This window comes from Novosphingobium sp. P6W, assembly GCF_000876675.2.
Lineage (GTDB): Bacteria > Pseudomonadota > Alphaproteobacteria > Sphingomonadales > Sphingomonadaceae > Novosphingobium.
In genome coordinates this window covers 1,727,888-1,742,925 of record NZ_CP030353.1, presented here as the reverse complement: position 1 = coordinate 1,742,925, position 15,038 = coordinate 1,727,888, and the positions used below count along the sequence as shown (strand labels likewise).

The window sequence follows — 15,038 nt, the reverse complement described above, 5'->3', positions numbered from 1 at the left end:
GTCTTTGCACTGCGACAACACGACGCATCTGGGAGGATGACCATGACGAGGTACGCACTCGTCGCGAGCACAGCGCTTGCGACTTGCCTATTTTCCGTATCCGCAGCGCACGCACAGGATGCCGCCACCCCGCAGGCCGCACCGCCAGCTGCGTCCGACGGCGACATCATCGTCACCGCGACCCGCCGCGAAACCACGCTGCAATCGACCCCGATCGCGGTTTCGGCCTTCAGCCAGGATACGCTGAACAAGAACCAGGTGAAGGACGTCACCGACCTTGCCCGCTTCGTGCCCTCGCTCCAGTTCAACCAGCAGGGCGACCAGTCCGCCGTGTTGCTAACCCTGCGCGGCATCGGCAACGACAGCGCTTATACCGAAGTCGCCGACCCCGAAGTGGCCATCTACATCGACGGGATCTATTCGCCCCGCTCGCAGGGCGCCTCGGTGCTGATGTACGATATGGAGCGCGTCGAAGTGCTGCGCGGCCCGCAGGGCACATTGTTCGGCCGCAACGCCACCGTGGGCGCGCTCAGCCTGATCTCAGCCAAGCCCAAGCTGGGCAAATTCGAGGGCAACGTCGAACTGACCGCCGGCAATTACGACCGCTTCGGCGTGCGCGGCGCGATCAACATTCCCGTGACCGATACCCTGGCCTTCCGCGTCGCCTTCGTCAGCGACCGCCACGAAGGCTATGCCGATTTCCAGCCCGCCCCGGACATCGCGGGCATCAACAAGTCGGCCTTCGTCACCACCGGTAAAAAGTATTACGCCGCCGACCAGCAATCAGGCCGCGTCTCGATGCTGTGGCAACCGAGCGACCGGTTCAGCTGGAACCTTTCGGGCGAAGGTTTCCTCGATAACGGCGCGCCGGTGATCGGCCTGCTGCAGACGCCGCGCGCAGGCACCAAGCGCTGGTCGACACTTTCCGACACAGCGCCCGATACCGACCGTTACTCGGTCGCCGCGCGCAGCACCATGAACTACGACCTGACCGACGGCATCCAGCTGAGCTACATCGCCGGCTGGTCGCGCATCGGCGGCAGCACCCGAACCGACGCCGACGCGGGCGCCCTGCCCCCGACCGGACTGGTGGATGCCGACGGCAACGACCTGCCCCTGGGCGCCTTCAACGAAAACCGCACGCTGTCCTCGCGCTATGATTTCCAGAGCCATGAGGTCCAGCTGAAGTCAACCGGCGAACAGGCCATCGACTGGATTTTGGGCGCTTACTACAGCCACGAAAAGAATAAGATCCGCTTCGATATCGACCAGCGCAACGGCTACCGCGACGGCACCTTCAGCTGGGCCGGCAGTTTCATCCAGGCCAACCGCCAGATCGACAGCCGCGCCGCGTTTGGCCAGGCCGTGTGGCACGCCGCCGACTGGCTGCGCGTGACCGGCGGCCTGCGCTATACCTCGGACAAGAAGCAGGACATCGGCGGCCGCAACGTCACGTTCTCGGGCGATGGCTGCTCGGCGGCGGATTCAGCGCCCGGCGGTGCTTGCCAAGGCGGCATCTTCGGCGCCTATCCCGGCGCGAGCGCTGCCGAACTGGTCGCCCTGCTGCCCGGCTTCGGCATTTCCAACAACGACGTGAAGGGCAAGTGGGACAAGCTGACCTACCTCGCCCGGATCGACGCCGATCTGGCACCCGATACGCTGGGCTATGCCAGTCTTTCCACCGGCTTCAAGTCGGGTAACATCCAGGATAACGCCGGCCTGACCGACCCGGAATCGCTGACCAACTACGAAGTCGGCCTCAAGACCCGCTTCCTCGATCGCCGCGTGACGCTGAACCTGGCGGCCTACTATTCCGACTTCAAGGGATATCAGGTCAACCAGGCCGTCACCTTCCGCGACGCCGAGGGCAACGTGGTGCGCAGCCAGATCGTCACCCAGAACGCCAAGGGCGCAAAGGCCTACGGTCTCGAAGCGGAACTCAACGCCAATCTGACCAATGCGGATCGCCTGCAGTTCTCCGGCACGGTGCAGAAGACCAAGCTGGAATATCTGGAGAGCGTCGATGGGCGGCTTTACGACGGCGGCAAGGCGTCCTCGATCGCGCAGCTCCAAGGCAACGAACTGGCCCATGCCCCGCGCTTCTCGGCCAGCATCAGCTACGAGCACGACTTCGAGCTGGCGAGCGGAGCCACGATCACGCCGCGCTTCACCACGCACTACGAAACCAAGAGCTGGCTGAGCTACTTCAACGGCGACGCCAACCCCTTCGTCAACGTAAACGACCCGGCGGACAACATGCCTGATCGCGGCACCAATGGCACCGACTGGGATCGCCAGAAGGCTTACTTCCGTTCGGACGCATCGCTGCGTTTCACGTCAGCGGACCAGAACTACACGGTCGAGGCGTTCATTCAGAATATCGAGAACGGCAAGATCCGCACGAATGCCAGCGCATTCGGCGCACCGCGCTACGACCCGGTGTTCCTGTCCAACCTTCAGTCGCCGCGTACCTGGGGTGTCCGCGCCCGCGCGAACTTCTGAAGCTGAGCCAGGGCCAATCGAAATTCAGAGTTGTTGCCGCATAAATACCGTCATCCTGAACTTGTTTCAGGATCCATCCATCCGATCAAACGGCTGTATGAGTGGAAAAATGGACCCTGAAACAAGTTCAGGGTGACGGTGTGAAATTTGGACAGCCGAATTATTCGAGAAGTTGAATTTCCGTTGCTCTAGAGAGGCGCAAGGTATGACGATCGACAATCCCTCCTCCTGTCGTGTCGTCATACTGGGCGGCGGCACGGCCGGATGGCTGGCCGCCGCCTATCTTTCCCGCACGCTGAAGATGACGGGCATCACGCTGGTGGAATCCAGCGAGATCGGCATCATCGGCGTGGGGGAAGGTACGTTTCCGACGATCCGCTCAACCCTCGCCGGGCTGGGCATCAGCGAGGCCGAGTTCCTCGTGCGCGCCAATGCAACCTTCAAGCAGGGCGTCCTGTTCGAAGGCTGGGCCACGGGCAAGGACAGCTATTTCCACCCCTTCAACATGCCGATCGGCGGTGAGGATGAGGCGCTCCTGCCGCATTGGCTGGCCGATACCAGCCCGCAGCGCCCCTCCTGGGCCGATGCCGTCACCGTACAGGAGCAGGTGATCCGCGCCGGGCGCGCGCCCAAGCGGCCCAAAGACCCGGACTTCTCCGGCCCGATGAACTATGCCTATCATTTCGACGCGGCCCGTTTTGCAGACTACTTGCGCGAAATCTCCGTCGCCGCCGGAGTCGAGCGGATCGAAGGCACTGTCGCCGCCGTAAAGCGCAAGGCCGATGGCGACATCGCCGCGCTGGAACTGGCCGATGGCCGCACCGTCGCGGGCGATTTCTTCCTCGATTGCTCAGGCTTTCGCGCCCTGCTTATCGGGCAGACGCTGGGCGCGGATTTCACATCGTGCGCAGGCAGCCTGTTCAACGACCGCGCGCTGGCGATGCAAGTGCCCTATGCCCAGCCCGGCGCCCCGGTACGCCCCTATACGCTGGCAACCGCGCACGAGGCCGGCTGGACCTGGGACATCGGCCTGACCGAACGGCGCGGCATCGGCTACGTCTATTCCAGCCGCCACTGCTCGGACGACGAGGCCGAGGCCACGCTGCGCCGCTATGTCGGCCCGCGGGGCGATGCGCTGAGCCCGCGCCAGCTACGCTTTGAAACCGGCTACCGCGAGCGCCAGTGGATCGGCAACTGCGTGGCCGTGGGTCTGTCCGCCGGGTTCTTCGAGCCGCTGGAATCGACCGGGATCATGCTGATCGAAGCGGCACTGCGCATAGTCGGCGAATTTCTTGGGCCCAATGTTCTCGCGAGCGGCGACCGCTATGCCCGCGACGCCGCCGCGCGCAGCTTCAACCGGCTGATGAGCGCGCGGTTCGAGCGGATCGTCCATTTCCTCAAGTTGCACTACTGCATCACCCGGCGCACCGACACCGCATACTGGCGCGACAATGCAGACCCCGCTACCATTCCCGAACCCCTGCGCGACATGCTGGCGCAGTGGCGCCATCGCCCGCCCTCGCGGTTCGATTTCGTGGTCGATCTCGAGACGTTCCTGCCGCCCAGTTACCACTACATCCTCTACGGCATGGGTTTCGAAACGACGTTGGGCGCGGCCCGCTATCCCGGCGCGGCCCAGGCGCGCGAGGTTTTCGCCCGGGTGCGCGCAGCCCATGCCGGCGCGCGCGGCGGCCTGCCCGATCACCGCGCGCTCCTGAACCACTACCACGCCCGCACCGGCATCCAGCCCAGCAAGGTTTCCCGATGAGATTTCCCAAGCACCCCGCTTTGATCGCCGCCCTGATGGCCGGGGCATCGCTTGCCGCGCCCGTCTTTGCACAGCAGCAGGCAGCCCCCGCCGCGCAGCCGTCTTCCGAACCCGGGGCTGAGGCGCGGGCAGACGCGCTGGTCAAGGCGATGACGCTGGAGGAAAAGCTCCAACTGGTGCACAGCTATTTCCCGCCCCTTGCCAAGCCGCAGCCGCCGATCGCGATGATCCCCTCTGCCGGCCACGTCCCCGGCATCCCCCGCCTCGGCATCCCAACCCTGCGCGAAAGCGACGCCAGCCTCGGCGTGGCCAACCAGGTGGAGCAGCGCAAGGGCGACGTCGCCACGGCCCTGCCCGCCAGCATCGCCACCGCCGCCACCTTCAACCCGCGCCTGGCCTATGAAGGCGGCGCGATGATCGGTGCGGAAGCGCGCGCAAAAACCTTCAACATCCTGCTTGCCGGCGGCGTCAACCTGACCCGCGATCCGTGGAGCGGCCGCAATTTCGAATATCTGGGCGAAGACGCCCTGCTCGCCGGCGTCATGGCGGGCGAACATATCAAGGGCGTGCAGAGCAACGCCATCGTCTCGACCATCAAGCACTTCGCGCTCAATTCGCAGGAGACAGGCCGCACCGTGCTCGACGCGCGGATCGACAGGGCCGCGCTTCGCGAAAGCGACCTGCTGGCATTCCAGATCGCCATCGAAATCGGCAAACCCGCCTCGGTCATGTGCGCCTACAACAAGGTCAACGGCGACTACGCGTGCGAGAACGACTGGTTGCTGAACACCGTGCTCAAGCAGGACTGGGGTTACAAGGGCTGGGTCATGTCCGACTGGGGCGCGGTCCATTCGACACAGAAAGCGGCGATGAACGGCCTCGACCAGGATTCCGGTCAGGAACTGGACGATGCGATGTACTTCGACAAGGCCCTCGCCGGCGCCGTTAAGAACGGCAGCGTGCCAATGGCGCGGCTGGACGACATGGTCCGGCGCATCCTGTTTGGGGTGATCGACAGCGGCCTGATGGACAAGCCGGTGCCGGAAAGTGCCCAACCGATCGACTATGCCGCTCATGCAAAGGTCGCCCAGAGCGCGGCGGAGGAAGGCATCGTCCTGCTCAAGAACAAGGGCGACCTGTTGCCGCTGGCCAAAACCGCGAAAAAGATCGTTCTGATCGGCGCCCATGCCGATGTCGGGGTGCTGTCGGGCGGCGGCTCCTCGCAGGTCCGCTCGGTGGGCGGCGCGCCGGTGGAGATCCCCCTGACCAAGGGCGCGGCCGCCTCTTTCGCGCGGATCACCTGGCACGCATCCTCGCCGCTTCAGGCGATCCGCGCGCTGGCACCGCAGGCCAGCGTGACCTACCTCGACGGCAGCGATCCAAAGGCCGCAGCCAAGGCGGTTCACGGCGCCGACATGGCAATCGTCTTCGCCTGGGCCTGGCGGACCGAGGCGCAGGACCCCGAAAGCATGGCCCTGCCCGACAATCAGGACGCGCTGATCGATGCCGTCGCCGCCGCCAATGCGAAAACGCTGGTCGTGCTCGAAAGCGGCGGGCCGGTGCTGATGCCCTGGGTAGACCGCGTGCCCGCCATCCTGTCGGCCTGGTATCCCGGCCAGCGCGGCGGCGAGGCGATTGCCCGCATCCTGCTGGGCGAAGTCAATCCGTCCGGCCGCCTGCCGATCACCTTTCCCGCAAGCGTGGATCAGGCCCCTCGCAGCGAACCGGCGGGCCTTGCCGAACTGCACGCCGCCGACGCACGCCGCAGCGCCGGTGACAAGACCGTCTACGGCATGAGCGGCGGCGTTGCGCCCTTCGCCGTCGATTACCCCGAAGGCGCCGAGGTGGGCTATCGCTGGTATGCCGCAAAGCAGCGCAAACCGCTGTTCCCCTTCGGCTACGGGCTGACCTACTCCCGCTTCAGCTATGCAAACCTGAAAATCGAAGGCGGCGCAGGGCTGACCGTCGGCTTCGACGTCACCAATACCGGCAAACGCGCGGGCGCCGATGTCCCGCAAGTCTATGTCGAGGCAAAAAGCGCAGCCGGAACCCGCGCCTACCGCCTTGCCGGCTTCGAGAAAGTCAGCCTCGCGCCGGGCAAGACGCGCCGTGTCTCCGTCACCGTCGATGCGCGCGTGATCGCACGCTTCGATGAAGCCGCGCCGGGCTGGAAAGTCGATGCGGGGACCTATCCCGTGGTGGTGGGCCACTTTGCCGGTGATGCCGCGCTGAAGGGCACGGCAACGCTAGACGCCTTCTCGGCGCGGCCCTGATCCCGCGCGCCGACACGCCATGACCGGGTCCACCCACCAGACCGAGATGCTGCTGTTTACAGTGCTGCTGCAACTGATCGTGATGATCGGCGCGGCGCGGGTGATGCACGGGCTGTTCCGGCGCATGGGCCAGCCCGGCGTGGTGGGTGAGATCGTCGCCGGGCTGCTGCTTGGCCCGTCGCTGTTCGGGCATTTCTTTCCTGGCGTCTCCCTCGCCCTGTTCGGGGCGAAGCCGGAGCCTGCCGTCACGGTGTTGAGCCAGATCGGCCTGATCCTGCTGATGTTCCAGATCGGCAGCGAGTTCGAATTTGGCCGCCTGAAGATACCTCGTCTGCAACGAACGACGATCTCCGTGGCCCTCGCCTCGATCCTCGCGCCGTTCCTTGCCGGGATCGGCATTGGCCAGCTTTCTGCCTCCAGCCTGGCGCCGGGTGTAGACCCGCTTGTCTACAGCCTGTTCTGCGGCGTGGCCATAGCGATCACCGCCGTGCCGATCCTCGGCCGTATCCTTGGCGAATACGGGCTGACGCGCAGCGACGTGGGCATCGTCGCCATTTCCGCTGCCGCAGTGAACGATGTGGTCGGCTGGATTTTGCTCGCCGGGATTGCCGCGTTCGCCGCAGCCCAGCTTTCCGTTGCTTATCTGGCCGTGCATCTGGGCGGCCTTGCGGTGTTTCTGGCCGCACTGCGTTTCGTGGCGGCACCGCTGTGCGACCGGCTGGTCGCCCGCCTGCCCCTGAAAGACGGCACCATCCCTCCGCATCTCCTGGCGGTCCTGCTGATCGTGATCTTCGCGCTGGCGGTCTGCACGTTTTCGCTGGGCATTTTCGCGATCTTCGGCGGTTTCGCCGCCGGCCTGCTGTTTCATCGCCATCGCCCGCTTGTTGGGGCCTGGAACGCGCAAGTCGGTCAGTTCGTGCTGGTCTTTTTCCTGCCGATCTTCTTCACCTTCACGGGCCTTCGCACCAATCTGCTGGGCCTTTCCTCCGGCCCGGAACTGGTCTGGCTGGCCGCCGTCTGCCTGATCGCCGTGCTGGCCAAGATCGTCCCGGTATACTGCGCCGGGCGGGCCAACGGCTTCACCCATCATGAAAGCCTCACCCTCGGCGCGCTGATGAACACGCGCGGACTGATGGAGCTGATCGTGCTCAACGTCGGCTACGATCTGGGCTTCCTGCCCCGATCGATGTTTACGATACTGGTCGTCATGGCGGTCGTCACGACGGTCATGACCGGCCCGATCCTGCGCGCGCTGCGTAACATGCGCGCCTATCCCCCTCACATTCCACACGCGCCGCCGCAGCTTTGCGGGGTACAGGAGCGACCATGAAAACCACCCGATCGAGCGCCTCCCTCCTGATCCTCACCCTGACGCTGACGGGGGCGGCGGGCGCTGCACTGGCGCAAGGCGCATCGGCAGACCAGCCCGCGGCTTCCATCGCCAACCCTGCCATCTGGCCAAAAGTCCGCGCCCGCCCCAGCCGCGATCCGAAGGTCGAGAAAAAGATCGACGCGCTGCTTGCCGCGATGTCGATCGAGGACAAGGTCGGGCAGATCATCCAGGTCGATATCGGCTCGATCAAGCCTGCAGACGTCGTGACCTACAAGCTGGGCTCGATCCTTAACGGCGGCAACAGTGGACCTTATGACGACGAATATGCCTCCCCGGCCAAGTGGCTGCAACTGGCGGACGAATTCTACGACGCCTCGATGACCCGCAGCGACAGCCGCCCGAAGATCCCGATCATCTGGGGTACGGATTCGGTCCACGGCAACAACAACATCGTCGGCGCCACCCTGTTCCCCCACAACATCGGTCTTGGCGCCGCGCGCAATCGCGACCTGATCCGCCAGATCGGCGAAGTGACCGCGCTGGAAACCGCCGCCGCCGGGCTCGACTGGACCTTCGCGCCCACCCTCGCAGTGGTGCAGGACGACCGTTGGGGCCGTACTTACGAAAGCTATTCCGAGGAGCCGCAGATCGCAGCCGATTATGCCGGCGCCATGATCGAGGGTGTGCAGGGCAAGGTTGGCACGAAAGACTTCCTCGCTCCGAACCACCTCATCGCCACGACCAAGCATTTCCTGGGCGACGGCGGCACCGGCGGGCGCGACCAGGGCGATACGCGGGTGCCCGAAACAGTGCTGCGCGACGTTCATCTGGGCGGCTATCCGGCGGCGATCGAGGCGGGGACCCAATCGGTCATGGCCAGCTTCTCCAGCTGGAACGGCGAGAAGATGAGCGGCAACAAGAGCCTGCTCACCGGCGTCCTGAAGGAGCGCATGGGCTTCGACGGTTTCGTTGTCGGCGACTGGAACAGCCACGGGCAGGTCAAGGGCTGCAGCAACGAGGATTGCCCGCAGGCGATCAACGCCGGGCTGGACATGTTCATGTATTCCGGCCCCGGCTGGAAGCAACTTTACGACAACACGCTGGCCGAAGCGAAGGCCGGCACCATAACTGGCGCGCGGCTCGACGATGCGGTGCGGCGCATCCTGCGCGTGAAGCTGCGCGCCGGAACTTTCGATCGCGGACGGCCATCGTCGCGCGCCTTCGCGGCCAAATTCGACGTCATCGCCTCGCCGCAGCACCGCGCGATCGCGCGTGAGGCGGTGCGCGAATCCATGGTGCTGCTCAAGAACGACGGGGTGCTGCCCCTGAAGGCCGCCGCCAACATCCTGGTCGTCGGCAGCGCAGCGGACAGCATCAGCCAGCAGGCGGGCGGCTGGTCGATCACCTGGCAGGGCGCGGACCTGCCCAACTCCGCCTTCCCCAATGCGACCTCGATCTGGAAGGGCATCGAGCAGACCGTGAAGGCCGGCGGCGGCACTGCCACTTATGCGCCGGACGGCAAGTTAACCGCCAAGCCGGACGCCGCCATCGTCGTGTTCGGCGAGCAGCCCTATGCCGAATTCAAGGGCGACATTCCCAATCTCGAATATAGCCCCGGCGACAAGTCCGATCTGGAAACACTGCGCCGCCTCAAGGCAGCGGGCATCCCGGTCGTTGCGGTATTCCTCTCGGGCCGCCCGCTATGGGTGAATGCCGAAATGAACGCCTCCGACGCTTTCGTGGCAGCCTTCCTGCCCGGCAGCGAGGGCGGCGGCGTTGCCGACGTGCTGTTCGCAGGGGCGGACGGCAAACCGGCCCACGACTTCCGGGGCAAGCTCAGCTTCTCCTGGCCCAAGCGGCCTGACCAATACGTCCTCAACCGCCGCGACGCGGGGTACGATCCGCTATTCGCCTTCGGCTACGGCCTGTCCTACGCGGCGCCCGGCAAAGTGGCGCAACTGGACGAAGCACGTCCCGCCGGCATGGCCGAGACGACGCCCGGCGTCTTCTACGGCAAGGGCCGCGGTCCCGCAGGATGGTCCATCGACACGCAGACTGTCACCCAGATCGGCGTGGACCGCCGCGCGCAGGAGGATGCCTTGCGCTTCACATGGTCAGGCTCAGGCCCCCAAGCCGGCCGGGTCGCCGTGACCGCGCCCCGCGCCATCGACCTCTCGCGCGAGAGCAACGGCGAAATCAGCCTGGTCTTTGAATACCGCGTCGATGCCAAGCCCACCGGACCGGTGATGCTGGGCATCGAAAGCGGCGGCAAGACCACTTCGGTGCCGATCGGAGCCACTCTTGCCCGCGCGGCTCCCGGCGAATGGGCCCGCATCGCCGTGCCGCTACAGTGCTTCGCCAGCCGCGGCGCGAACATGACCGCGATCACCGCGCCCTTCGTGCTCAGTGCGAACGCTCCGCTGGCCGTGTCGCTGTCGGACGTGAAGCTCGACTATGTAAGCATGCCGATGAACGCCTGCGGCGACTGATCAAGCACCGAAGGGTGCGCCTGCCCTGCGCCGCCCGGATCGCGTGAGGTAAGCAACGACGGTCCGAGTATCGAACATCGACGCCTGCGCTCAGGCAGCGGTGCTCACGTTGTCCTCGGCGGTGCTTCGACACCGGAAAATGCCTGCACGGCGGGCGGCAAACGCTCACCCTTGACGGCAATTGCCGAGACGGCGGCGGTCAGTTCGGCTGCTTCTGCGGGCGTGAAGCGGACTGCGGCAGCACCCGCATTTTCCATCATGTGCGCCATCTGCGTCGTACCGGGGATCGGGACGATCCACGGTCGCTGGATCAGCAGCCAGGCCAGCGCGATCTGTGCCAGCGTTGCCTGTTTCTGGTCCGCCCAGCTTCGCAGCAGGGTCACCAGAGCGAGGTTCGCCGTGACGTTCTCCTTGGCGAAGCGCGTTTCATGCTTGCGGATGTCACCATCGGCATAAGCCGTCTGGCCGTCGATCGCACCCGTCAGGAAACCTACCCCCAGCGGGCTCCAGCAAACGAAACCGATGCCCAGTTCCTCGCAAAGCGGCAGGACTTGCGCTTCCGGTCCGCGCCAGAGCATCGAGTATTCGCTCTGGACCGCGGTGAGCGGCAGTGCAGCATGGGCGCGGCGCAGCGTCCCAGCCCCATCTCGCTCAAGCCCCAGTGCAGCACCTTGCCCTCGGCCATCAGATCCTTGACCGCCCCGGCGACATCTTCGATCGGCACGGCAGGGTCGACACGATGTTGGTATAGAAGGTCGATGCGGTCCGTCCGCAATCGCTTGAGCGACCCTTCGACCGCCAGCTTGATGTGTTCCGGTCGGCTGTTCAGGCCGGGCCGGCGTTCGCCTGTTTCCAGATCGACGTTCCATCCAAATTTCGATGCAACGACGATGCGGTTGCGGAACGACCGCGCCGCTTCGCCCAGGATACGCTCGTCCTCGTGAGGGCCATAGGCTTCGGCGGTATCGAACAGCGTAATGCCGCGGTCGTGGGCGCTGGCGATGATACGGTGCATCTCCGCCCGGTTGGGGATGGTTGTCTGGTAGGTCCGGTGCATGGTCTGCACACCGAGACCGACGGCAGATACCTCGAGCGAACCCAGCTTGCGGCGCGCGCCGACCTGGAAGGCCTTGCCCGAAGTCGCCGCGCTGGCGCCCGTCGCCGCGCCCGCAGCCGCCCCGCCTGCGCTCGCTCCGAGTGCTGCGAGGGCGACCCCTGTACCGGCCACGCCCAGAAGGCCGCGTCGGCTGACATGCCCCGATGCTGTTTCGTCTGACATAGTTGCGCGTCCGATCAAAGCTTGCGGGTGCCGAGCCACTTCACCATCGCCGGATCGCGATGATCGAAAAAGCTGCTGGCTTTCTGGTCGAGAGTGGCGATCACGGCGATATCGTCGTCATCGAGCGCAAAGTCGAAGATCTCGAAGTTCTCGGCCATGCGCTCCTTGCGGACGGACTTGGGGATCGCGACGATACCGCCCTGGTTCAACCAGCGCAGGACCACCTGTGCAATGCTTTTACCGTGCTTGGCGCCGATCGAGGCGAGCAGTTCGTTGCTGAAAAGCCCGTTCTTCCCTTCGGCAAAAGGTCCCCAGGCCTCCGCTTGAACGTTGTATTCCTTAAGCAGGGCCTGAGCATCGTCCTGCTGGTGAAAAGGGTGGATCTCGATCTGGTTCACAGCAGGCGCAATCTCGTTGTGCAGCACGAAATCGAGCAGGCGATCGTGATAGAAGTTGCTCACGCCGATGGCGCGGATACGGCCTTCGCGGTGCAGTTCCTGCATGGCCCGCCAGGCGCCGTAGACGTCGCCATAGGGCTGATGGATCAGCCAAAGGTCGAGATATTCGAGCTGCAGCTTGTTAAGCGAGCGCTCGAACGCCGCCTTTGCCCTTTCATAGCTGACGTCCTCGATCCACAGCTTCGTGGTGACGAACAGCTCGGCGCGGTCGATGCCGTGATTGCGGATGGCGTGCCCCACGGCTTCCTCGTTTCCGTAGGAGGTGGCCGTATCGAGCAGGCGGTAGCCGACATCGATTGCGTCGCGCACACTGCGCTCGCACTCCGCCGGGTCGGGAACTTAGAAGACGCCGAAGCCGAGGCTGGGCATTTCCACGCCGTTGTTCAGCGTAACGTGGGGGGATGGTCTGGGACATGGGGATGCCTTTCGTTTCAGATCAACGATTGATTAGGCTCTGAGTGGCGGCAGAATAGCGCTCGCCCACCAGTTCGATAGCGGTCAGTGCCTTGCGGATGCGGGCCAGATCAGGCTCGGTCAGTTCGACGGCGACGGCGCCAAGGTTCTCTTCGAGCCGGTGCAACTTGGTCGTGCCGGGGATCGGCACGATCGAGGGGCGCTGGGCAAGCAGCCACGCCAGAGCGACTTGCGCCGGGGTTGCGCGCTTCTCCGCCGCGAGCCTGACGACCAGTTCGACGAGACCCTGATTGGCCTTGAGGGCGTCTGTCTGGAAACGCGGAACCGTGTTGCGGAAATCGTCCTGAGCGAACACGGTATCGGCGCTCATCTTGCCGGTAAGGAAGCCTTTGCCGAGCGGTGCAAACGGGACGAAACCGATACCGAGTTCATCCAGCACCGGCAGAAGCGCGTTCTCTGGCTCGCGCCAGAACATCGAATATTCGCTTTGAAGCGCTGCAACTGGTTGCACGGCATGGGCACCTCGGATGGCGTCGATGCCGGCCTCGGACATCCCGAAATACTTGACCTTGCCAGCTGCGATCAGGTCCTTGACGGTGCCTGCCACATCCTCGATCGGCACACCGGGATCGACGCGGTGCTGATAGAACAGGTCGATGCGGTCGGTACGCAGTCGCTTGAGCGCCTCGTCCGCAACCTGGCGGATACGGTCCGGGCGGCTATCCAGCCCTTGCGCCGGAACGCCGTTCACGAAGCCGAACTTGGTAGCGATCACGACCTGGTCGCGAACCGGTTCGAGCGCTTCGCCCAGCACGTCTTCATTGAGGCCGGGTCCATAGGCCTCCGCCGTGTCGAAGAACGTCACGCCCCGCTCGTGCGCAGCGCGGATCAGTGATACCGCCTCGGAGCGTTCAATCGGGGGGCCGTAGCCGAAACTGAGGCCCATGCAGCCGAGCCCGATCTCGGAAACTTCGAGCCCACTGCGTCCTAGTTCGCGTGTTTTCATGAGGATGCCTTTTCGTTCAGGCGGCGCCGGCGGCGCCGATAGGTTTGGGGGCCGGAATTCTATCGGCGGCCATGATCGTCGTGACCACTATCAGTAATGCAAGGACCAGCATCGCAGTGCCGGCTTCGAACGCCGCGCTGATGCGCGTCACCGCAAAAGCCTGCCCGTACAGTCCGGCACTGGCGGTCCCGGCGATGGCGACGAGGACGCTGAGCCCGACCGAACTCCCGATCTGGTGAGCGACATTGACCGCTCCCGAAGCAGCGCCGGCATCGGCGTCATCCACTCCGGCTACGCCAGCGGACGTCAGCGGGCTCAGGGTCAGGCCTTGGCTCACGCCGATCAGTAGCATCGGCAACGCGACCGCAGTGACGTAGGGAGAGCCGGCGTTTGCGAAACTCAGCCACGCCATGCCCGCAACGCCGATAACGATGCCTACGATCATCAGACGGTTGGCGCTGAACGACTTGACCAGCCGGGGCACGGCGATGGCGAAGGGCACATGCAGGATGGTCGCCGGAATGAAGGCAAGGCCGCTCAGCGCCGGGCCAAAACCCTTCACATTCTGAAGATAGAGGGTCGTGAAGAAGAAAAACCCGACCATCGCACCGAGATAAAGCACCCGCGCGGCATAGGCACCGGAACGCACCCGGCTGGAAAAGAGCGCAAGCGGCAGGATCGGCTGGGCAGCGCGGCGTTCGATCATTACGAACAGGGCGATCAGCACGGCCGCCCCGGCAATGGACACGATCGTGATCGGGTCATCCCAACCGCTTTGTGCGGACCTGATGAAGCCGAAAACGAGACCGCCGATGCCCAGCGTTGAGGTCACGGCACCCGGCAGGTCGAAGCGACCCGTGTGCTTCGGCGTTTCCTCGATGTAGCGGTAGGCCGCAACGATCAGGCCGACGCCGATCGGCAGGTTGACGTAGAACCCGGCGCGCCAGGACACCCATTCTGCCAGCACGCCGCCAAGGACCAGCCCGACCGTGGCCGAAGCCCCTGCCGCCGCCGCATAGTAGGAAACTGCGCGGGTGCGTTCGTGTCCTTCGGCGAAGTTCGTCTGCAGCAGCGCGAGCGTCGAAGGCGCCAGCACGGCAGCGCCGAACCCCTGGACCGCGCGCCACGACAGCATCCACGTCGCCGAGGGCGACGCACCGATCGCCAGCGACGCCAGCGTGAAGATGGCAAGGCCCGTCACGAACATTCGCCGCCGTCCGAGGATGTCTCCGGCGCGCGCGCCCAGCAGCATGAAGCCCCCGAACGTCAACGTGTAGGCGCTCTGGACCCAGGCAAGGTTGGCCTCGCTGAATCCCAACTGCTCCTGAATCCTGGGAAGCCCGGTAAGCACGACCGAGATGTCGAGGACGATCATCACGTAACTGACAAGGATGATCGCCAGAATGGCGCCCTTGTGAGGTCCGTCGGAGGGGTGAAGGCGCTGCGTCATAGCGAGGTTTGTCCGAAATCTCGTCAGGCTGCTCGGCAATCTGGCACAGGCAGCGCAAGGAATTGT

General features: G+C 64.9%; 7 protein-coding genes and 2 pseudogenes. 5 read left to right on the top strand and 4 right to left on the bottom strand.

Annotated elements, in window-relative coordinates:
- Positions 1-42: 42 nt before the first annotated feature.
- The 5 genes from TQ38_RS23730 (at position 43) to TQ38_RS23710 (ending at position 10,365) form a co-directional block, all read left to right on the top strand.
- Positions 43-2,502: a TonB-dependent receptor gene (locus tag TQ38_RS23730; protein WP_043970096.1), complete on the top strand. Its 2,460-nt coding sequence runs from the start codon at positions 43-45 to the stop codon at positions 2,500-2,502.
- A 205-nt stretch (positions 2,503-2,707) separates the two neighbouring features.
- Positions 2,708-4,270 (top strand): tryptophan halogenase family protein, encoded by a 1,563-nt coding sequence (locus TQ38_RS23725; protein ID WP_043970095.1) that lies wholly within the window; start codon positions 2,708-2,710, stop codon positions 4,268-4,270.
- Entirely contained in the window at positions 4,267-6,543 is a 2,277-nt protein-coding gene (locus TQ38_RS23720; protein ID WP_043970094.1) for a beta-glucosidase, read from the top strand. The genes TQ38_RS23725 and TQ38_RS23720 overlap by 4 nt, the downstream gene beginning before the upstream one ends.
- A gap of 19 nt (positions 6,544-6,562) precedes the next feature.
- A complete protein-coding gene (locus TQ38_RS23715) occupies positions 6,563-7,873 on the top strand; it encodes a cation:proton antiporter (RefSeq protein ID WP_043970093.1) in 1,311 nt (436 codons plus the stop codon).
- Positions 7,870-10,365 (top strand): exo 1,3/1,4-beta-D-glucan glucohydrolase, encoded by a 2,496-nt coding sequence (locus tag TQ38_RS23710; RefSeq protein WP_052505498.1) that lies wholly within the window; start codon positions 7,870-7,872, stop codon positions 10,363-10,365. Before TQ38_RS23715 ends, TQ38_RS23710 begins: the two co-directional genes overlap by 4 nt.
- 104 nt (positions 10,366-10,469) lie before the next feature.
- Here the strand turns inward: TQ38_RS23710 and TQ38_RS23705 are convergent.
- From TQ38_RS23705 to TQ38_RS23690, 4 genes and pseudogenes are all read right to left on the bottom strand, one after another.
- A pseudogene (locus tag TQ38_RS23705) lies at positions 10,470-11,422 on the bottom strand (aldo/keto reductase).
- A 236-nt stretch (positions 11,423-11,658) separates the two neighbouring features.
- Positions 11,659-12,471: pseudogene (locus TQ38_RS23700) on the bottom strand (aldo/keto reductase).
- Between the two features lie 67 nt (positions 12,472-12,538).
- On the bottom strand, positions 12,539-13,522 hold the full coding sequence (locus TQ38_RS23695) for an aldo/keto reductase (RefSeq protein WP_043970092.1): 984 nt from the start codon (positions 13,520-13,522) through the stop codon (positions 12,539-12,541).
- 16 nt (positions 13,523-13,538) lie between these two features.
- Positions 13,539-14,972: an MFS transporter gene (locus tag TQ38_RS23690; protein ID WP_043970090.1), complete on the bottom strand. Its 1,434-nt coding sequence runs from the start codon at positions 14,970-14,972 to the stop codon at positions 13,539-13,541.
- Between the last annotated feature and the right edge of the window lie 66 nt (positions 14,973-15,038).